The organism is Pantoea sp. SGAir0180, from assembly GCF_043546245.1.
On record NZ_CP028071.1, the window covers coordinates 2,421,364 to 2,440,040 of the forward strand.

Sequence of the window (18,677 nt, forward strand, 5' to 3'; positions counted from 1 at the left end):
GACGCAGCGTTCATTGACGTCCTGATATTTTTGTGAGCCAGACACGATAAATAGCGGCGAGGTTTCTCTGAACCTTCACTTGTACATACAAGCTAGCAAAGGTCGTGCCAGCTCCGCTGTCGCTCTCTACGGCGAAGCGCCGACTGATGACCGTCCAGCCTGGCGGATTGATGCACTATCAGGGCGCATAATTGCATGAATGCAGTGCATCTTATTCAGCGTGGTTAGGCTTCATCCCCTCTGTCCGTGAGCCAGTTGGAAGGACAACCTGTTTAGCTGCGCCTCAAATGGCGAGGTGGATAAAAAAGAAGTTTGTTAAACCGCGTCAGGCCGCAAAGATCGTCAGCCGTGTTGAACACGAGCGAGGACACCGCTGGGCGGCCTTCGTCAGCGACATCAGGCTGTACACGCTGGTATCGGCATGCCGAAAGAATGAGTTAGAGAAGCACGGTAAGCATCAGCCCGCCTTAACCCAGGCGGGCGCTGCGCATCATGAACGTCGCCGTCAGCCCTTGCCCTGCGCCACAAAGCTGTGTAACAGCGGCTTCAGGACTTTTTTCAGTTCTGCCGCGCGGGCTTCATGCCAGGTAAAGGGCGGTGTCTCGTCCATATAATGGATTTGCGACAGCTCCAGTTGCACCGCCTGGATCTGCCGATCGGGTTGACCGTAAGCGCGCGTAATGTAGCCGCCTTTGAAACGGCCATTGACGACCCAGCTATAGCGATCCTGCTCGCTGCATACCGATGTCAGCCCGTCGATGACGCGATTGCTGCAACTGGCCCCGTCATTGGTACCAATATTGAGATCCGGCAGGCGACCGTCAAACAGTCGTGGAATTTCACTGGCAATCGAATGAGCGTCAAACAGCAGCGCATAGCCAAATTCCGCTTTCATCTGCGCCAGTGTCTGCTGGATCTGCTGATGATAAGGCTGCCAGATTGTCTGAATATATCCCTGTCGCTGTGCATCCGTGGGGGCTTTGCCCGCAACAAATGTCGGCGTGCCGTCAAACAGGGTTTCCGGAAACAGGCCGGTGGTGGCGGTCGTATAAAGCGGTTGATTGTCTGAGGGACGATTGAGATCGACAACAAAGCGTGAGTAGCGGCCAATGACCAGACTGGCTCCCATATCACGCACAAAATCATAAAGTTGTGGAATGTGCCAGTCCGTATCCGGTAAGTCACGGGCGGCATCGCTGAGCCCGGCTTCAACTTCCGGTGTTAACATCGTGCCGGCATGGGGAATACTGACCAGCAGCGGGATAGTCCCTTGGGTAAAATGAAAAGGTGTCATTGTACTTCTCCGCGGTAGATAACGGTACAGGGCAGTTCACCGCCCAGCCAGTAAACCAGTTCCGCCGGGCGGGCCAGCGGCCAGTGAACAAAACTGGCCACTTTTCCCGCCTCCAGCGAACCGTGACTTGCCTCCAGCCCCAGCGCCTTTGCCCCCCACAGGGTCACGCCTGCCAGCGCTTCTTCCGGTGTCATACCGAACAGGGTGCAGCCCATATTCAGCATCAGGCGCAGCGACAGCGCGGGCGATGTGCCGGGGTTGGCATCACTCGCCAGTGCCATGGGCACACCATAGCGTCGGAACAACGCTACCGGCGGGCGCTGCGTTTCCCGCAGCAGATAAAACGCGCCGGGCAATAACACGGCTACCGTACCCTGTTCTGCCATTGCCTGAACATCCGTTTCCGTTGCATATTCCAGATGATCGGCGGACAGCGCGCCATAACGGGCGGCCAGCGCCGCACCGCCCAAAGAGGAAAGCTGCTCGGCATGCAGTTTCACCGGCATGCCCAGCGCCGTTGCCCGGTCAAATACCCGGGCGACCTGCTGCGGGGTAAACGCCAGATGTTCGCAGAATGCATCCACCGCATCCGCCAGGCCTTCGGCGCTGATCTGAGGTAACAGGCGGTCACAGATGATCGTGATCCAGCCATCGGGATTTTGTTTAAATTCGGGCGGAACCGCATGAGCGGCCAGGCAGGTGGCCTGCACATCCGCAGCCACCTCCTGACTGAGCTGTCGAATGGCACGCAGCATACGTAATTCACTTTCTTCATCCAGACCGTAGCCGGATTTAATCTCGACGGTGGTCACGCCCTCGGCCAGTAAGCGATTCAACCGCCAGCGGGCTGTCTCCACTAACGTTTGTTCACTGGCATCACGGGTGGCCCGAACGGTAGAAAGGATGCCACCGCCCTGGGCCGCAATATCGGCATAGCTCACGCCGTTGAGGCGCTGCTCAAACTCCTGACTGCGATCGCCACCAAAAACCAGATGCGTGTGGCAGTCCACTAAACCCGGCGTGATGATCCCGCCCGGCAGACGATGATGTTCACTCGCCTCAAAAGCCGGCATCGCGGCGGCGGGCCCAACCCACACCAGCCTGCCCGCCTTTACTGCCAGCGCACCCTGTTGGATAAGATGATAGTGGCCGCTTTGCATGGTTACCACATCTGCCCCGCTCCACACGCTGTCTACCTGGAGTTTTTCTGCCATTCCCGCCTCACAATGCGCTTGCCGTTTACAGCAAACTTTAAAGTATGTATATGTATATACAACTACATCCTTTGAGGATCAACCATGGCAACTTTTTTTGCGCCACGCGCATGGCTGGCCGGAGGCTGGCATAAACAGGTGCGTATCAGCGTCAACGCGGCGGGCATGATTGATGCGATTACGCCCGACGGTGATGACAGGCAAGCGACACGTTTAGCCGGTAACGTGATTCCCGCTATTGCGAATTTGCATTCACATGCTTTTCAACGTGCCATGGCCGGTCTGGCTGAAGTGGCGGGCGATCCGCAGGACAGCTTCTGGACCTGGCGCGATCGGATGTATCGCATGGTGCAGCGTCTGACGCCCGGGCAGGTAGGTGATATCGCCGCCCTGCTGTATATCGATATGCTAAAAGGCGGTTATTGCCAGGTCGCAGAATTTCATTATCTGCATCACGATATTGACGGTAAACCTTATGCGGACGATGCCATGCTGCGCCAGCTTATTGCGGCGGCAGAGACGGCAGGCATAGGTCAGACGTTGCTACCGGTGCTTTACAGCTACAGCGGTTTTGGCGCTCAGCCGCCGGTGCCGGGACAAAAGCGCTTTATTCAGCAGACCGACAGCTATCTGCAACAGCAGGTACGTCTTCAGACATGGATAAAAGATAAACCCCTGCACAACGCAGGCCTCTGCTTTCACTCACTGCGCGCAGTCAGTGAAGCGCAAATGCATGCCGTGCTCAGCGCCAGCGATACCACGTTACCCATCCATATTCACATCGCCGAGCAGGAGAAGGAGGTCAATGACAGTCTGGCCTGGAGCGGCGAGCGTCCGGTGAGCTGGCTGATGACGCGTTTCGATGTCGATGCACGCTGGTGCCTGATTCATGCAACGCATCTCGATGACAGCGAAGTGACGCGCCTTGCCGCCAGCGGTGCGGTTGCCGGGCTCTGCCCGACCACGGAAGCCAACCTCGGTGACGGTATTTTTCCCGCCGTGGACTATATCGCCCAGGGCGGACGCTGGGGCATTGGCTCCGACAGTCATGTTTCGCTCAGTGTTCAGGAGGAGTTGCGCTGGCTTGAATATGCCCAACGCCTGCGCGACCGTCGTCGCAATCGCATCACGCTGCCCGACCAGCCCTCAGTCGGCGATCTGCTGTGGCAACAGGCCGCGGCGGGCGGTGCCCAGGCCTGCGGAATAAAGAGTGGGGCGCTGGCCGTCGGGCAACGCGCCGACTGGCTGGTATTACGCGATGACGCCTGGCTGGGCAGTGTGGATGAGCCTGCCCTGCTCAATCGCTGGCTGTTTGCTGGCCAGCGCGAGCAGATTCGCGACGTGTATGTGGCGGGTAACCGGGTGATCAGCGACGGCCATCATGCAGAAGAAGAAGCCTGTGCAACCCGTTTCGCGCAGGCAATGGCAGCGTTGCGATGAGAAGCGTTTTTTCTTTAGACAGCTTACCCGTCAGTCGCTGGCGCAACGGCGGTGGCGAAACACGTGAAATTATCGCCTATCCGCCCGGGGCAGGCGACTTCGCCTGGCGCGCCAGTATTGCCACCATCGCCAGCGACGGCCCCTTTTCGGCGTTTACCGGTGTCGATCGCATTATCACTCTGCTAAACGGCAGCCCTGTTCTGCTGCGTGGCGAGAATATCGCGCATCGCCTGTTGCCGGAAAAGCCCTGGGCTTTTGCGGGGGAGCAGGCACTTGAGGCTCAGTTGCAGGGTAAAGCGCCCAGTCAGGATTTTAACATCATGACACGACGAGGCGAATGGCGGGCACAGGCTGACGTCGTCACCGACGCCGTCAGCAGCGAGCACGGTGTGGCCTGGGTGCTGGCAGGAGAATGGCGCATCGTGAACGATGCGCCATTAGCGGAGCAGCACGGCGTCTGGTGGGTCGATCATCTCACCCGACTGCAGCCGGACAGCCAGGATGCGAGGTTACTGTTTATTCGTCTTACCCGTGCCCTTTAAAGCGCCCCAGCAGCTTGTAACGCGAGCCGGGATAGAGTAAACGCGCATAGGTCACAATCTTGTTATCGCTCCAGGTCTGGCGACGGATGAGCAGACAAGGCTCATGCTCATCAATCGCCAGATGTTTACGCTGTCGCGCATCCGGCATCACCGCCTCAACGATATGTTCACCCGCCGTCAACGGTGCCGCGCGCATCAGGTACGTATAAGGCGTGAGCGTGTGGTAATCCTGGGCCAGGTAATCCGGGGCCAGTTGTGGATTTACCAGCCGATCTTCCAACTGTACCGGCATGTCATTTTCATAATGCACAATCAGAGAATGAAACAGCGTTTGTCCGGTTGTCAGACCCAAAACGGAAGCCTGTTCCGGATCGGCTTTATTCTGACCAATGGTGAGAATTTTGCAGCTGTGCTGATGACCCCGCTGCGCAATTTCATCCGCGATGTTGTGCACCTCAAGCATGGCTGTATAGCCTTTCATCTCCGCGACAAACGTACCAACGCCTTGCATACGTACCAGAAATCCTTCGCTGGTTAATTCCCGCAATGCCCGGTTAATCGTCATACGACTTACGCCAAGCTCATTCACCAGCTCGCTTTCTGAAGGCACCCGTTGGTTAGCTTTCCAGTGGCCTTCACGAATCTGGCTGATGATCGCCTGTTTAACCCGTTGATAGATGGGTGCGGGTTCGTCACTCATGGCCGCTGCCAGTTGTGCAATTGCCGTGTGCTCGGCCATATCGTATTCCTTAAGCTGATAATGCCCAAAGTTTACTGCCTGACGGGCTGGATGTATATACATTCCAGCCCGAGATCGGCACGTAAACCGTGCACCTGTTGCCCTACAGCGGTGCAGGAAACCCGCCTGCTGCCCACGTTAGCCCTCTGTTAATGCCTGATCAATTTTGTGATCGGTCTGGCATGCCGATTGCAACTTGTATAGACAAGAATAGACAGTTATGTTTCACTCGCGTTATTCCGCTATTCGGGTCAACAGAACGGCCAGCGAATAAGCCAACCCTTGTATAGACAGGAGCAAAGTATGTCAGGTTCGTCTCAGGGATTACGTCTGGTGCCAGGCAAGGTCGATCTCGCGATGTTGCGCGCAATATATCAAGGTAACGTCACACTCAGCCTTGATGACGGCGCCCGCCGCGCCATCACTGAAGCGCAACAAACCGTTGAAGCGATTGTGGCCTCCGGTAGCGTGGTGTACGGCATCAATACCGGTTTCGGTAAACTGGCGCAGACTCAAATCCCCGCCAGCCGTCTTGCCGATCTGCAGCGAAACCTGGTGCTGTCTCACAGCGTCGGCCTGGGGGAACTTCTGCCCGATAACGTGACGCGCCTGGTGGTCGCCAGCAAAATCATCAGCCTTTCCCGTGGTCATTCTGGCGTGCGGATTGAACTGGTGGAGGCGTTGCTGGCCCTGTTCAATGCGGGCGTGATGCCGTGCATTCCCGCCAAAGGATCGGTGGGCGCCTCCGGCGATCTGGCCCCACTGGCGCACATGTCGCTGATGCTGCTGGGTGAAGGTGAAGTACGGGTCAACGGTGAACGCATTCCGGCGACGGAAGGTCTGGCAAAAGTGGGCCTGACGCCGTTTGTGCTGGGTCCCAAAGAAGGGCTGGCCTTACTCAACGGTACCCAGGTATCGACTGCGCTGGCCCTGCGCGGCCTGTTCGAAGCGGAAAATCTGTTTGCCGCAGGCTTAATGGCGGGCGCGCTGTCGCTGGAAGCGATTAAAGGCTCATTAAAACCGTTCGACGCGCGTATTCATCAGGCGCGTGGCCAGCATGGCCAGATTGCCGTGGCGGCCGCCGTCACCGCCCTGATTGAAGGCAGCGAGATCCTGGGTTCTCATACCCATTGTGGGCGCGTGCAGGATCCCTACTCTGTCCGCTGCGTCCCCCAGGTCATGGGAGCGTGCCTGGATAACCTCAGCCATGCCGCCCGCATCCTGCAGATTGAAGCCAACGCCGCGTCCGATAACCCGCTGGTGTTCACCGAAACCGGTGATGTGATCTCCGGTGGCAACTTCCATGCTGAACCCGTAGCTTTTGCCGCAGACATTATTGCCCTGGCCGTCGCCGAAGTGGGTGCCATTTCTGAACGTCGACTGGCCCTGCTGCTGGATACCGGTCTGTCCGGTCTGCCCCCTTTCCTGGTCCGCGACGGCGGCGTGAACTCCGGTTTTATGATTGCTCAGGTCACCGCGGCGGCGCTCGCCTCCGAAAATAAATCGCTGGCGCATCCCGGCAGCGTCGACAGTTTGCCTACCTCGGCTAACCAGGAAGATCACGTGTCGATGGCCACCTATGCCGCCCGCCGACTGGGCGACATGTGCTTTAACAGCGCGGCGGTAGTCGGCATTGAAGCCATGGCAGCGGCCCAGGGCATTGAGTTTCATCGTCCCCTGCAAAGTTCTGCACTGATAGAACAGGCCATTGGCACGATCCGCGAACGCGTCGCCTTCCTTGAGGAAGACCGCCTGCTGGCACCGGACATCGAAGCGATGCGCCAGTGGGCAAGCCGCTGCGACTGGCCGCAGGCACTCACCGCATTGTTACCCAGCATGGGCACCCATTCAGTTGAATAAGGAATCCGTCATGAGCGAAACCCTGGCAAAAGTGGTAGCACGCGAGATTCGTGCGCCGCGTGGAAATACACTGCACTGCGCAAACTGGTTGATTGAAGCGGCCTACCGCATGATTCAGAACAACCTCGATCCCGATGTGGCAGAGCGCCCGGAGGATTTGGTGGTCTATGGCGGGATTGGTAAAGCCGCGCGTAACTGGGCATGCTTTGAGCAAATTTTACGTTCGCTACAGGTGCTGCAACCCGACGAAACCCTGCTGATCCAGTCGGGCAAGCCGGTTGGCGTGTTTCGCACCCATGCGGATGCGCCACGCGTACTGCTGGCTAATTCCAATCTGGTGCCGCACTGGGCCAACTGGGATCACTTTCATGAACTCGATAAGGCCGGGCTGATGATGTACGGCCAGATGACCGCCGGTTCCTGGATTTACATCGGTGCGCAGGGGATTGTACAGGGCACCTACGAGACGTTTGTCGAGGCCGGACGTCAGCATTACAACAATGATTTAAGTGGACGCTGGATCCTGACGGCCGGATTAGGCGGCATGGGCGGTGCCCAACCGCTGGCCGGCGTGCTGGCCGGGGCCTGCGTGCTGGCCATTGAATGTCAGGAATCGCGTATCGATTTCCGTTTACGCACCCGCTATGTCGATCACAAAGCCACCTCGCTGGATGAAGCCCTGACGTTAATCCACGCGGCCACGCAGGCGAAAAAGGCAATCTCCGTGGGTCTGTTAGGCAACGCGGCAGAAATCCTGCCGGAGCTGGTGAAACGCGCCAAAGCCGGTGGGCCGAAGCCGGACATCGTGACCGATCAAACCTCGGCGCACGATCCCGTCAACGGCTATCTGCCGATTGACTGGGATGTGTCGCGCTGGGAGCAGGAACGTAAGGCGAATCCTAAAGCCGTAGAAAAAGCCGCCCGCGCCTCCATGGCGGTGCATGTGCAGGCGATGCTCGACTTTTGTCACATGGGCATCCCTACTGTGGATTATGGCAACAATATCCGCCAGGTCGCGCTGGATGAAGGTGTCAGCAACGCGTTTGATTTCCCCGGTTTTGTGCCCGCCTATATCCGTCCCCTGTTTTGCGAGGGCAAAGGACCGTTTCGCTGGGTGGCCCTGTCTGGCGATCCGGAGGATATCTATAAAACGGACGCTAAACTCAAAGCGCTCTTCCCTGAACATAAAACGCTGCATCGCTGGCTGGATATGGCGCAGGAACGCATCGCTTTCCAGGGGTTACCGGCACGTATCTGCTGGCTGGGGCTGGGCGAACGCCATCTTGCGGCGCTGGCCTTTAATGACATGGTGCGCACCGGCGAGTTGAAAGCGCCGATAGTCATTGGCCGCGATCATCTCGACTGCGGTTCCGTCGCTTCGCCCAACCGTGAAACCGAAGCGATGAAAGACGGTTCGGACGCGGTCTCTGACTGGCCATTACTGAACGCCCTGCTTAACACGGCGGGCGGTGCGACCTGGGTCAGTCTGCACCACGGCGGCGGTGTGGGCATGGGCTTCTCTCAGCACGCCGGCGTGGTGATTGTGTGTGACGGCAGTGAAGCGGCAGATGCGCGTCTGGGCCGCGTGCTGTGGAACGATCCCGCCACCGGCGTGATGCGCCATGCCGATGCCGGCTATGAACTGGCGCAGACCTGTGCCCAAAAGCACGGACTGAACTTACCGATGCAATAACGGTATCAAAACGCGCGGTTCCGGCGAGCACCATGCCGGAACCGCACAGCCCCAGCCTGCTGTCACATCGAGCCACGTCAGACGGTAATGAACCTAGGACAATCCGGATGATACGCCCATAAACCGTGTTGAACCCATGGCGTCATCGAATGCCAGAGTACGATGGATCTTACCGGGAGCCTGTGCCGTGCCCCTGCTGGCCGATCCGTCCTGCTAAGACAGCCTTATCGGTATTGGCTTTCTGTGCGTGAAACGAGAACCGGCATAAACGACTGCATTTTTGTACACTTGCTTATTACTTATTCCATTTTGATTTAGCCTGTCATCCCATTTCGCCTTTTCGGTAATAGACGTACCGCTGTCAGATCTCTAAAGTGAAGCTTCCTGAATGATATGGAGCGCGATACTGCATGACTCTTTCCCCTGCCCTGCTTGACGAAGCGCTGCGCTGGCGCCATCAGTTTCATCGCGAACCTGAACTGGGTTATCAGGAACATCAGACCAGCGATAAGGTCGCTCAGGAGCTGGAACTTGCAGGCCTGCAGGTGTTTCGCGGTCTGGCTGGCACCGGCGTGGTGGGCACGCTGGAAAATGGCGCCGGACCGGTTATCGGCCTGCGCGCGGATATGGATGCGCTGCCGATCAACGAGAAAGGTGATGCGGCCTGGCGCTCTGCCAGGCCCGGCGTGATGCATGCCTGCGGCCATGATGGTCACACGGCAATTTTGCTGGCGGCAGCAAAACATCTGGCGGCTACGCGTCGCTTCAGCGGCACTGTGCATTTCATTTTTCAGCCGGCGGAAGAGAATCTGGGCGGTGCACGCAAAATGGTCGAAGAGGGCTTATTTACGCGCTTCCCGATGGATGCCGTTTACGCGATGCATAACTGGCCGGGCTTACCGCTGGGATCGCTGGCCGTCAATCCCGGCGCAATGATGGCCTCGCTGGACGCCTTTGAAATCACCCTGAGCGGTAAGAGTTGCCATGCGGCCATGCCGGAGAGCGGTGCCGATCCGATGGTGGTCGCCGCCGAACTGATCCTGGCGCTGCAAACTATTCCCTCACGTCGCCTGTCGCCGCTGTCATCTGCGGTTGTCAGCGTCACCCAGATTCAGGGCGGTGAGGCGATTAACGTGATTCCGGAGCAGATTGTTCTGCGCGGAACGGTGCGCTGTCTGCAGGACGACGTACGCAAACGGGTTCATGCCCTTGTTGATGATTTTGTGACGACGCTGCCGAAACCTTTTGGCGTGTGTGGGGCCATTCACTGGCTGCCCGGCTATCCGGTAACGGCGAATCATGCTGGCCCGGCTCAGCAGGTGCATGACGTTGCCGTTAGTACCTTCGGCGAAGGCCAGGTGCGCTGGCAGGTGAATCCGTCCATGGCCTCGGAAGACTTTGCCTGTATGCTGGAAGCCTGCCCAGGCGCCTACTTCTGGCTGGGTGCCGATGGCGCAACGCCCTCCGCACCGCTGCACAATGCCCATTATGACTTCAATGATGCGCTGATTCCGACCGGAATCCAGTTCTGGCAGAACCTGGTGGAACAGGCTCTGCCACAGACGCGCGCTTAAAAACCCGCTGCCGCGAGCCTGTCCAGACCGGCCTGCAGCGTCGCCGCCTCACCGCTGGCACGCAGACAGCAGGCAATCTGCAGACGCAGCGAGGCGGGCAGTGGACGTTGCTGATTCAGCACCTCCTGCGTCCAGCACGCGGTCTCCTCTGCCGATTTGTCCGCGGGCAGCGCTACACTGATTTCCGGCTGCCTCTCCACCCAGACCTCGGCCTGCTGTCCAGCACCGCCCACGTAGCTGATGGACGGGCAGCGCTGCGGATTGGCGTAAACCTCGCCCTCTGTACCATTCAGCAAAATAGCCGGGGCATCAATATCATTAAAAAACGTTGCCACCCGCGGCACATATTCGGGATGCGAGACGCTCGACAGGCGTAGCGCCTCGCGTTCGCTAAACGGGGTGGCCAGTTTTGCCAGCGTATGGGCGCTGTTGCGGACGCCCATGCGCCAGCGCAGCGACAGCTGTTTTGCCATTGGCGGACAGAGGTGATCGATGGTGATAAACACCAGTTCACCCTTGTCGAGCAACGTCTGCGCCTGCTCTGCAGTGGTGACCGGCATGATGCCCAGCGCCGCAAACACCGCTTCGCTGGTGATGCGCGTCGCATCGTCGCTGACGCCGTGAACCAGCACCGGCAAACCCAGCCGGTTCAGCACCCGCGCCAGCAGGGGCGTCAGATTGCCCTGACGACGCGCACCGTTATAGCTGGGAATGACTACGGGCATCGGACGGCCTGCGGGTGCCTGCAGGCGCAGCATACGCGCCTGCATCGCCTGATAAAATCCGCGCATCTCCGCCTCGCCCTCGCCCTTGATACGCAGGGCAATTAAAATACTGCCCATTTCAAGATCCGGTACGCTGCCGTCCAGCATAGCGCCGTAAAGTGCAACAGCACTGTCGAAATCAATATCACGTGCATGATTCTTACCACGCCCGACTTCTTTGATAATTTTATTCAGTTCCATCACTCGTTTCCGTTCAGTGGTACCGACTTAACGCCGCGTCGCACGCGGTTTGCGCGCGCCAGGTTTGGATCGGGCCTTCAGGGCTTCAGGCTCAGGCGTCACCGGTTGTTCAATGGCGAACACGGGCAACGCGGCTAACAGCCGGGCACCGTAAGCTTTGCTCAGCAGACGGCGATCGTAAATCACGATTTCGCCATAGCACTGGTGGCTGCGAATTAAGCGCCCGACCTGCTGAATTAACGTAAAGGAGGCGCTGGGCAGGCTTTGCACTTCAAACGGATAGCGTTTGAGACTTTTTAGCCACTCTCCCTCGGTTAAAATTACCGGACTGTCTATGGGCGGGAAAGCGATTTTATGAATGTGCACCTGGCTGAGCAGCTCGCCTTTTAAATCCAGCCCCTCGGCAAAGGACTGCAAACCAATCAGAATGCTGGTTTCGCCCTGTTCTATCCGCTTACGGTGCAGGGCGATCAGCCGGCTACGCGGTTGATCGCCCTGCACCAGCATCATCAGGCGCAACTCGGGCAACGCCTCGACAAATTGCTGCATGGCCCGACCGCTGGCAAAGAGGACCAGAATGCCTTTGTGTTTATCGGTCTGCATTTGCTGGCGAAAAAAGGCCGCCATCTCGGCGATATGGGCTGCTTCATTCGCCATCAGCGGCTCGTAGCGCATCTGCGGGATAACGAGCTTACCCTGGTCGACGTGGCTGAACGGCGAGTCCAGCGCCACGAAGCGGTCCCCGGCCTTTTCATTCAGCCCGGACATCTCCTGCAGGCGGGTAAAACTGTTTAATGAGCGCAGTGTCGCAGAGGTCACCACCACATGCGGGATTTTCCGCCACAGCATTTTTTCCAGTTGATCGCAGACGCGAATGCCTGCGCAGTGAAACAAGAGATGTGCCTGTCCCTCACGCAGCTCGCGGGTAATCCATTTGGAGACGGGTGCGCCAGAGGCTTTCTCCATCGCGGCCAGCCGCCACAGTTTGCTGACCGATTCAAACCAGCCAAAGTGGCGGTTAAGCTGCAATAAATTGCGATGCAGACGGACCAGATCAACGCTACCGGTTTGTTCACTCAGCGCGTTGATCAGTCCCTCTGCCAGCCCGCGCAGCGCATCGCTCAGCTTAAACAGACGCGCGCACAGCGCCAGCACATCCTCAGGCAACGCGCCCAATACAAAGCGAAACTCGCCGGGCTGATTATGCGCGGGTAATAGCGGGCTCAATGCATCGCTTATCACGGTCAGTAACTCGCGCAGTTCATCACAGTGCGCTTTCAGGCGTTCAGAACTGGCCAGCGGAGGCGGCGATTTGGGCCGCATCTGGCTCATTATCGCCTCGACCAGTTTGACAAACAGATCGAGCTGCAGGCTGGTCCAGCCCGGCGTGATATCCGCGCTCATCTCCAGCGCATCCCGCGCCACGTCGGGCAGATGGTGGCCTTCATCCACCACCAGCATCAGGTTTTTGGCGGGCGGCAATACCGATTCATTTTCCATTGCCGCCATCACCAGCGCGTGGTTGGCGACCACCACATCGACCTGCTCGATTTCACGTCGCGCGATAAAAAACGGACACTCCCGATACCAGCGACAATGCACGCCCAGACAACTGGCTTTATCCGTCGACAGGCGCTGCCACAGGCTGTCGCTGACGTTTTCATCGCTGTGATCGCGCAGGCCATCCCACTGATGGCGATCGAGTGACTTTTGCAGCCGTCCGCACAGGATCTGCTCGTCTTTGGTGCTGCTGACCGCGTCATCATCCAGGTAGAACAGCAAATCAGCCTGCTGATGATCATCCGCCACCAGCGCAGCCAGGTTACGCGGGCAGACGTAACGTCCCCGCCCAAAGGCCGCTGTAAAGGTTAAATCCGGAATGATTTTTTTCAGCAACGGCAAGTCTTTGCTGAAGATTTGATCCTGCAAGGCCACGTTGGCCGTGCTGATCACCAGCCGTTTCTCTTCGGCACGGCTGACGGCGATACCGGGGATCAGATAAGAAAGGGTTTTGCCCACGCCCGTAGGCGCTTCCACTGCCAGGTGACGACCGTCATCACCCGACAGGCATTTTGCCACCTCAGCAATCATCTGACGCTGGGCCGGGCGAGGAATAAAATCGGGCACCTGTTGCTGCAGCGCTTTGTACCACTGTGCTATCTGGCTTTTTATTGCTGCTGTCAGGGCCATGTTCAGATTACCGTGTTACTCATTGGCCTGTATTTTTACACAGTATTGCGGTGTCGTCAGCTTTCAGGTCTGTTTTTTCGTGCCCGCTTCAGAAACGGGCGGCGAGGCGAGCGGGCTGAGCACCGGAAAACCGCGCGGCGCAGTCCATGTTTGATTGCCGATCCCGTTAACCCGGCGCACTCTCGCAGCACATCCGCTACGTCAGCAGTTTAAACATCACCGTGGTCGCGTCCATCTCACCGTGAATGGATTCCGCATAGAGAGGAATAAATCCGGCCACCTGCCAGTTCAGCGCCAGGTAAAGCTCGCTGGCGACATCGCCACGCCGCGTGTCCAGCACCAGTAAGCGTTTCCCCTGCTGGCGTGCCCGCTGCTCTGCCTGCTGCATTAACTGGCGTGCAATGCCCTGCCGCCGCGCGCGGGGATGCACTAATAATTTACTGATCTCGGCCCGGTGTCGGCCATTCGGCATTGCGCTCGCATTCAGCATAACCGTCGCGACAACCGTGCCATGCTGACGGGCGACCAGCAGCTCACTTTGGCCCTGTTCCAGTCCGGCAAGCTGACGTTGCCAGAACTGATGAATGGCCGCCCGGTCATCGGGATCGATAAACCCGACGCTGGCCCCGTCGGCGACACAGGCCTGTAAAACCTCGACCAGCTCGCTTAACGCCTGGTGCGCCGCACCGGCGCTGAGTGATTCATAGAGTGTCATGGTTTACATACCACCAGCAGGTAACGCGCACCTTCAGTCAGATGCGCCTGAAAGCCGGATGCGCCCGTAAGATGGAAACGCAGGCTGTCGCCCGGACCGAGTGTCCAGCTCTGCGCGCCCATCGTTACCGTTAGTTGCCCTTGTCGCAGCCAGATATGCTGCTCCATGCCCTGCACGGGCGGCGCATTATAATCAATACGGGCACCCGGTCGCAGCGTTCCCTCAATAAGTTCACATCGGAAGGTGGCCGCAGGCGGCGATACGTTACGGCGAATAAAACCGCTGGCTTCGTCCTGCCAGACCGGTTGGCGATCGCGCGGAATCAGCAGATCGTTACCTTCTTCAACTTCGCTCAACAGGCGTGACATTGTTAAACTGTAAGCGACGCATAAGCGGTTCAGGAGAGCAGCCGTTGGACTGGTTTCAGCGCGCTCAATACGCGATAATGTTGCCCGGCTAATGCCTGTTGCGGTGGATAACTCATCCAGTGACCAGCCCTGTTTTATGCGCAGTTCTGCCAGGCGAGCCGCGAGGCGTTGTTCCGTATTATCAGCAGCCATTTTTATCTCTATTATGAAATTTAATTCTCACAAATGAGATAAGACACCATTTAAGCGCAGCCGTCAAGTTGTACATTTAAAAATTGGTTGTACAACTTAACAGGCTTCGCTATGGTGGTTTCATTCAGGTCAGTGAAAGAGGTAAATATGACCTTATACAGTATCGGCGACGTCGCCGAGCGCTGTGGCATAAATCCGGTTACCTTACGCGCCTGGCAACGACGTTATGGATTATTGAAACCACAACGTACTGAAGGCGGTCATCGACAGTTCGATGAAGAAGATGTTCAGCGCATCCAGGAAATTATGCGCTGGATTGAGAGTGGAGTCCCGGTAGGCAAGGTAAAAGCCCTACTGGAAGGCGGCGATGTTGATACGCATGATGGCTGGACGGCCATGCAGGACGAGCTTATCAGCATACTGCGCCATGTAAGACCGGCAAAGCTACGCAATAAAATCGCCTTAATTGGCCGCGAATATGCAGTCGATTCGTTGATCGATCATGTTTTTATGCCCGTAAGGCAAAAACTCAGCCTTGATCAGAATACGGCCCGCACGATGTGCAGCCTGCTCGACGGCATTCTGATCGACTATGTGGCGTTCTGTCTTGCCAGTAATCGCAAAAAGGCAGGCAAGGAAGCGCTGATCATTGGCTGGGGCATTGAGGATCGAACCCGCATCTGGCTGGAAGGCTGGCGGTTATCCCAGCACGGCTGGCGGATTGATGTGCTGTCAGAACCGCTGGATGTTCCGCGACCGGAGCTGTTTCCCGGGCTGAATATGTTTGTTTTTACGGGGAAAAAACTGACACGTCGTCAGCAGGAACAACTGTCGCACTGGCAGGAGCAGGGATTCTCTGTGCTTTTGCATGAGGCTCACTGACACAAAAACGCACGCTCGGCACTATGACGGCTGCCTTGCGCGCGCTATCATCCCCGCCTTCACATCAACACCTTCAGGTTATTTATGAACTGGAAAAAAACCTTTTTCGCCACGCTGTTTGCTATTCTGGCGCTTGGCGGAACCAGTGGGCTGATGCTGGTTGGCTATTCGCTCATCGTCCATTCACGCTAAATCTGCGCTGTAGCCGTTCAAACAGGCGATCGCAGACAATCGCCAACAGTGCGACCAGTAAAGCGCCCTGCAGCACATAGGCGGTATTAAAGCCGCTTAATCCAATAATGATGGGCGATCCCAGGCTTTTTGCTCCTACGGTAGAGGCGATGGCTGCCGTACCGATATTGATAATCACCGACGTGCGCATTCCCGCAATAATCACCGGCGCGGCCAGGGCGAGCTCCACCTGCCATAAGCGCTGCCAACGGCTCATTCCCATCCCTACGGCAATCTCCCGGCTGCTGGCAGGCACGTTGTCCAGCCCTGCTAAGGTGCCCTGAAGGATAGGCAGCAAACCATAGAGCAGTAATGCCACGATCGCGGGCCAGGCGCCAAATCCCATCACCGGTATCGCAATGGCCAGCACGGCCACAGGCGGGATGGTCTGACCGGCTGCCGCAATGGTTTCCAGCAGAGGGCGGAAAGCGCGACCACTGCGACGCGTCGCCAGCACGCCACAGCCGACGCCGATAACGGTTGCCAGCAGACTGGCTACGACCACTAAAAACAGGTGCGCCAGGGTGAGTTGCCAGAAACTGTCCTGCTGGTAGAGTGGGCGCGCAAGTTCAGGAAACCAGGCGGCAAACAGCGGGCCACTGTAGGGCATCGCCCAGAGCAGTCCCAGATAGAGCAGCACCAGCCACAGCAGCGGATCGGCTAACCGTCGCATCGGCCCGTCTCCGCATGATGCAGCAGGTCAGCGAAGTGAAGCACACCAAGCGGGCGGCGATCGCCATCGACTACCGGCAATTTATCGGTGCCGCGACTGATAAACTGCGACAGCGCCTCACGTAACGTCAGATCTGCCCTGAGCGGTTCTGCTTCCAGCCATTCGCCATGACGCACCACGCTGCCGACCTGTCCGAGCGCCAGTAGCCGCAGTCCTCTTTCACTGCGGCCAAAAAAATCCCGGACAAAATCGTTGCCTGGCCGGGTCAGTAACGTCAGCGGTTTCCCCTGCTGAACGATCTCACCGTCATGGAGCAGCACGATGTTGTCGGCCAGCGTCAGGGCTTCATCAATATCATGCGTCACCAACACAATCGTGCAGCCGGAGACCTGATGGATACGTAACATTTCCTGTTGTAGCGCGCTGCGCGTTACCGGATCCAGTGCACCAAACGGTTCATCCATCAGTAACACCTGGGGATCGGCTGCCAGCGCCCGGGCAACCCCGACGCGCTGCTGCTGCCCGCCGGAAAGCTGATGCGGATAGCGACGCAATAAGGCCGGATCCAGATTCAGTAGCGTGATGAGCTCCGCAATTCGTGCCTGGCGGCGTGCATTCGGCCAGCCAAGCAAGGCGGGCACCGTGGCAATATTCTTTTCGATCGTCCAGTGGGGAAATAACCCCGTCGACTGAATCGCATAGCCCATTTGTCGGCGCAGGGCCTGCGCATCTAACTGACGAATCGACGTCCCCCGAAAGCGAATATCGCCCTGATCGTACTCCACTAGGCGGTTGATCATTTTCAGCGTGGTCGACTTGCCGGAACCCGACGTCCCCAACAGAACGCTAAAGCTTCCCTCGGCAAGCGTCAGAGAAAGATTTTTCACCGCCGCCTGGCCCGCAAAGTATTTTGTGACGCGCTCAAACTCAATCATCGCTTCGCTCCAGCAGGGCTATCACTACCCGAAATAACGCATCCAGCACGACCGCCAGCGCAATGACCGGGATCACGCCTAACAGCACCAGATCCAGCGCATTGCTCAGCAATCCCTGGAAAATAATGGCGCCGAATCCACCTGCGCCAATTAGCGCCGCGATCACCGCCATGCCCAGCGTCTGCACCACCACCACGCGTAATCCTGCCAGCCACACTGGCAACGCCAGGGGGACGTCAACGGCAAGGAACTGCTGGCGGCGACTCAGTCCCATGCCGCGCGCAGTTTCGCGCACGTCCGGAGGCACCTGTTGCAGACCGGTCACCACATTGCGCACAAGCGGCAACAGAGCATAGAGCACCAGGGCGATAATCGCGGGCGCCATCCCAATGCCGCTGATGCCCCATTCACCTGCCAGGGGAACACGTTTTGCCAGCGCCGCCAGCGGGGCAATCAGTAAACCAAACAACGCCACTGAGGGCACTGTCTGAACGACATTCAGTACGCCAAACACGCTGCTTTGCCAGCCAGGCCGTCGGTAGAGCGCTATGCCAAGCGGCAACGCGATGAGTAAGGCAGGCAGAACGGTGCCGACTAATAACGTCAGATGGCGCAGTAAAGCGGCATCGAACACCGCCTCACGACTGGCATATTCTTTAAGCAGAGACAGCTGTGAAAGTTGACCGCTGAACAGCAGAAACAGAGGGATGATCCAGACCGACAGATTCAGCACGAGCTGCCAGCGCTTATGTTTGGTTAACTGACGCACCGTATCCGTGATGAGCAGTAGCGTAATGGCACTTGCACACCACATGCCGCTGGCAAACCGGGTACGCGCGAGACGGCTACCCTGCTCCGCCACCCATGTTGCCTGATCGCCGCACACGCCAGTCAGCGCCGCCAACAGCAGGGCGGCGGTGAGGAATTGCAGGGCGCTGCGCAGGGAAGACGATCGTATCCATAACAGTACCACCAGCATCAGCCACAGCGGGAGTACCAGGCTGCCGTGTGCGGTTTGCCAGAGCATCAGGGACTGCCCGCTGACCAGCCGGTTGGCCGCCACAATGACAAACGGCAGCCCGCCCAGCACCAGACTCAGGAGCGAAACAAGGACCAGAGCCACAGGCTGTCGCCAGGGCCAGTTGATGACCGACCGCGCAAGCGACACCG

At 58.0% G+C, this 18,677-nt stretch carries 16 protein-coding genes; 6 read left to right on the forward strand and 10 right to left on the reverse strand.

The window, feature by feature from the left end; all coding sequences use genetic code 11:
- Positions 1 to 505: 505 nt before the first annotated feature.
- Both hutG and hutI read right to left on the reverse strand, forming a co-directional pair.
- The gene (gene hutG / locus C1N58_RS11305) at positions 506 to 1,294 is read right to left on the reverse strand and encodes an N-formylglutamate deformylase (protein ID WP_394564180.1); all 789 of its coding nucleotides are present in this window, start codon (positions 1,292 to 1,294) and stop codon (positions 506 to 508) included.
- Positions 1,291 to 2,508: an imidazolonepropionase gene (gene hutI, locus C1N58_RS11310; RefSeq protein WP_394564181.1), complete on the reverse strand. Its 1,218-nt coding sequence runs from the start codon at positions 2,506 to 2,508 to the stop codon at positions 1,291 to 1,293. The genes hutG and hutI overlap by 4 nt, the downstream gene beginning before the upstream one ends.
- An 84-nt stretch (positions 2,509 to 2,592) precedes the next feature.
- Here hutI and C1N58_RS11315 point away from each other — a divergent pair, with 84 nt between their 5' ends.
- Positions 2,593 to 3,948: a formimidoylglutamate deiminase gene (locus C1N58_RS11315; RefSeq protein ID WP_394564182.1), complete on the forward strand. Its 1,356-nt coding sequence runs from the start codon at positions 2,593 to 2,595 to the stop codon at positions 3,946 to 3,948.
- Positions 3,945 to 4,490: a HutD/Ves family protein gene (locus C1N58_RS11320; RefSeq protein WP_394564183.1), complete on the forward strand. Its 546-nt coding sequence runs from the start codon at positions 3,945 to 3,947 to the stop codon at positions 4,488 to 4,490. Before C1N58_RS11315 ends, C1N58_RS11320 begins: the two co-directional genes overlap by 4 nt.
- Here C1N58_RS11320 and hutC read toward each other — a convergent pair.
- On the reverse strand, positions 4,474 to 5,229 hold the full coding sequence (gene hutC, locus C1N58_RS11325) for a histidine utilization repressor (RefSeq protein ID WP_162286265.1): 756 nt from the start codon (positions 5,227 to 5,229) through the stop codon (positions 4,474 to 4,476). The two genes, C1N58_RS11320 and hutC, sit on opposite strands and share 17 nt — an antisense overlap.
- 303 nt (positions 5,230 to 5,532) lie before the next feature.
- Here hutC and hutH point away from each other — a divergent pair, with 303 nt between their 5' ends.
- The 3 genes from hutH to C1N58_RS11340 all read left to right on the forward strand — a co-directional run bounded on the left by hutH (position 5,533) and on the right by C1N58_RS11340 (position 10,356).
- Positions 5,533 to 7,089 carry a histidine ammonia-lyase gene (hutH, locus tag C1N58_RS11330; RefSeq protein ID WP_110267752.1) on the forward strand — a complete coding sequence of 519 codons (1,557 nt, stop codon included), beginning with the start codon at positions 5,533 to 5,535 and terminating at the stop codon, positions 7,087 to 7,089.
- Between the two features lie 10 nt (positions 7,090 to 7,099).
- Positions 7,100 to 8,782 (forward strand): urocanate hydratase, encoded by a 1,683-nt coding sequence (gene hutU, locus C1N58_RS11335; RefSeq protein WP_006118568.1) that lies wholly within the window; start codon positions 7,100 to 7,102, stop codon positions 8,780 to 8,782.
- A gap of 410 nt (positions 8,783 to 9,192) precedes the next feature.
- Positions 9,193 to 10,356, forward strand: a complete 1,164-nt coding sequence (locus C1N58_RS11340; RefSeq protein ID WP_033737697.1) for a M20 aminoacylase family protein — start codon at positions 9,193 to 9,195, stop codon at positions 10,354 to 10,356.
- Here C1N58_RS11340 and ybiB read toward each other — a convergent pair.
- The 4 genes from ybiB to C1N58_RS11360 form a co-directional block, all read right to left on the reverse strand.
- Positions 10,353 to 11,321 (reverse strand): DNA-binding protein YbiB, encoded by a 969-nt coding sequence (gene ybiB, locus C1N58_RS11345; protein WP_394564184.1) that lies wholly within the window; start codon positions 11,319 to 11,321, stop codon positions 10,353 to 10,355. The genes C1N58_RS11340 and ybiB overlap by 4 nt on opposite strands.
- 27 nt (positions 11,322 to 11,348) lie before the next feature.
- On the reverse strand, positions 11,349 to 13,511 hold the full coding sequence (gene dinG / locus C1N58_RS11350; protein WP_058707633.1) for an ATP-dependent DNA helicase DinG: 2,163 nt from the start codon (positions 13,509 to 13,511) through the stop codon (positions 11,349 to 11,351).
- A 196-nt stretch (positions 13,512 to 13,707) separates the two neighbouring features.
- Positions 13,708 to 14,226: a GNAT family N-acetyltransferase gene (locus C1N58_RS11355; RefSeq protein ID WP_039341460.1), complete on the reverse strand. Its 519-nt coding sequence runs from the start codon at positions 14,224 to 14,226 to the stop codon at positions 13,708 to 13,710.
- Positions 14,223 to 14,786 carry a helix-turn-helix domain-containing protein gene (locus C1N58_RS11360; protein WP_006118574.1) on the reverse strand — a complete coding sequence of 188 codons (564 nt, stop codon included), beginning with the start codon at positions 14,784 to 14,786 and terminating at the stop codon, positions 14,223 to 14,225. The genes C1N58_RS11355 and C1N58_RS11360 overlap by 4 nt, the downstream gene beginning before the upstream one ends.
- A gap of 147 nt (positions 14,787 to 14,933) precedes the next feature.
- Here C1N58_RS11360 and C1N58_RS11365 point away from each other — a divergent pair, with 147 nt between their 5' ends.
- Positions 14,934 to 15,668, forward strand: coding sequence for a MerR family transcriptional regulator (locus C1N58_RS11365; protein WP_006118575.1), 735 nt, complete (start codon positions 14,934 to 14,936; stop codon positions 15,666 to 15,668).
- 172 nt (positions 15,669 to 15,840) lie between these two features.
- Here C1N58_RS11365 and C1N58_RS11370 read toward each other — a convergent pair whose 3' ends face one another.
- Genes C1N58_RS11370 through C1N58_RS11380 form a run of 3 tightly spaced genes read right to left on the reverse strand, consistent with a single transcriptional unit; the run spans position 15,841 to position 18,675 of the window.
- Positions 15,841 to 16,572 carry an ABC transporter permease gene (locus C1N58_RS11370; RefSeq protein ID WP_277281685.1) on the reverse strand — a complete coding sequence of 244 codons (732 nt, stop codon included), beginning with the start codon at positions 16,570 to 16,572 and terminating at the stop codon, positions 15,841 to 15,843.
- Entirely contained in the window at positions 16,560 to 17,507 is a 948-nt protein-coding gene (locus tag C1N58_RS11375; RefSeq protein ID WP_058701063.1) for an ABC transporter ATP-binding protein, read from the reverse strand. Before C1N58_RS11375 ends, C1N58_RS11370 begins: the two co-directional genes overlap by 13 nt.
- On the reverse strand, positions 17,500 to 18,675 hold the full coding sequence (locus C1N58_RS11380; protein WP_394564884.1) for an ABC transporter permease: 1,176 nt from the start codon (positions 18,673 to 18,675) through the stop codon (positions 17,500 to 17,502). Before C1N58_RS11380 ends, C1N58_RS11375 begins: the two co-directional genes overlap by 8 nt.
- Positions 18,676 to 18,677: the final 2 nt, after the last annotated feature.

Bases quoted from the DNA above. Each gene is read 5' to 3' on its own strand.
- C1N58_RS11370 (WP_277281685.1), bottom strand. From the start codon at position 16,572: ATGCGACGGTTAGCCGATCCGCTGCTGTGGCTGGTGCTGCTCTATCTG.
- C1N58_RS11365 (WP_006118575.1), top strand. From the start codon at position 14,934: ATGACCTTATACAGTATCGGCGACGTCGCCGAGCGCTGTGGCATAAAT.
- hutG (WP_394564180.1), bottom strand. From the start codon at position 1,294: ATGACACCTTTTCATTTTACCCAAGGGACTATCCCGCTGCTGGTCAGT.
- hutU (WP_006118568.1), top strand. From the start codon at position 7,100: ATGAGCGAAACCCTGGCAAAAGTGGTAGCACGCGAGATTCGTGCGCCG.
- C1N58_RS11315 (WP_394564182.1), top strand. From the start codon at position 2,593: ATGGCAACTTTTTTTGCGCCACGCGCATGGCTGGCCGGAGGCTGGCAT.
- hutH (WP_110267752.1), top strand. From the start codon at position 5,533: ATGTCAGGTTCGTCTCAGGGATTACGTCTGGTGCCAGGCAAGGTCGAT.
- C1N58_RS11355 (WP_039341460.1), bottom strand. From the start codon at position 14,226: ATGACACTCTATGAATCACTCAGCGCCGGTGCGGCGCACCAGGCGTTA.
- ybiB (WP_394564184.1), bottom strand. From the start codon at position 11,321: ATGGAACTGAATAAAATTATCAAAGAAGTCGGGCGTGGTAAGAATCAT.
- hutI (WP_394564181.1), bottom strand. From the start codon at position 2,508: ATGGCAGAAAAACTCCAGGTAGACAGCGTGTGGAGCGGGGCAGATGTG.
- C1N58_RS11375 (WP_058701063.1), bottom strand. From the start codon at position 17,507: ATGATTGAGTTTGAGCGCGTCACAAAATACTTTGCGGGCCAGGCGGCG.
- C1N58_RS11360 (WP_006118574.1), bottom strand. From the start codon at position 14,786: ATGGCTGCTGATAATACGGAACAACGCCTCGCGGCTCGCCTGGCAGAA.
- C1N58_RS11320 (WP_394564183.1), top strand. From the start codon at position 3,945: ATGAGAAGCGTTTTTTCTTTAGACAGCTTACCCGTCAGTCGCTGGCGC.
- C1N58_RS11340 (WP_033737697.1), top strand. From the start codon at position 9,193: ATGACTCTTTCCCCTGCCCTGCTTGACGAAGCGCTGCGCTGGCGCCAT.
- dinG (WP_058707633.1), bottom strand. From the start codon at position 13,511: ATGGCCCTGACAGCAGCAATAAAAAGCCAGATAGCACAGTGGTACAAA.
- hutC (WP_162286265.1), bottom strand. From the start codon at position 5,229: ATGGCCGAGCACACGGCAATTGCACAACTGGCAGCGGCCATGAGTGAC.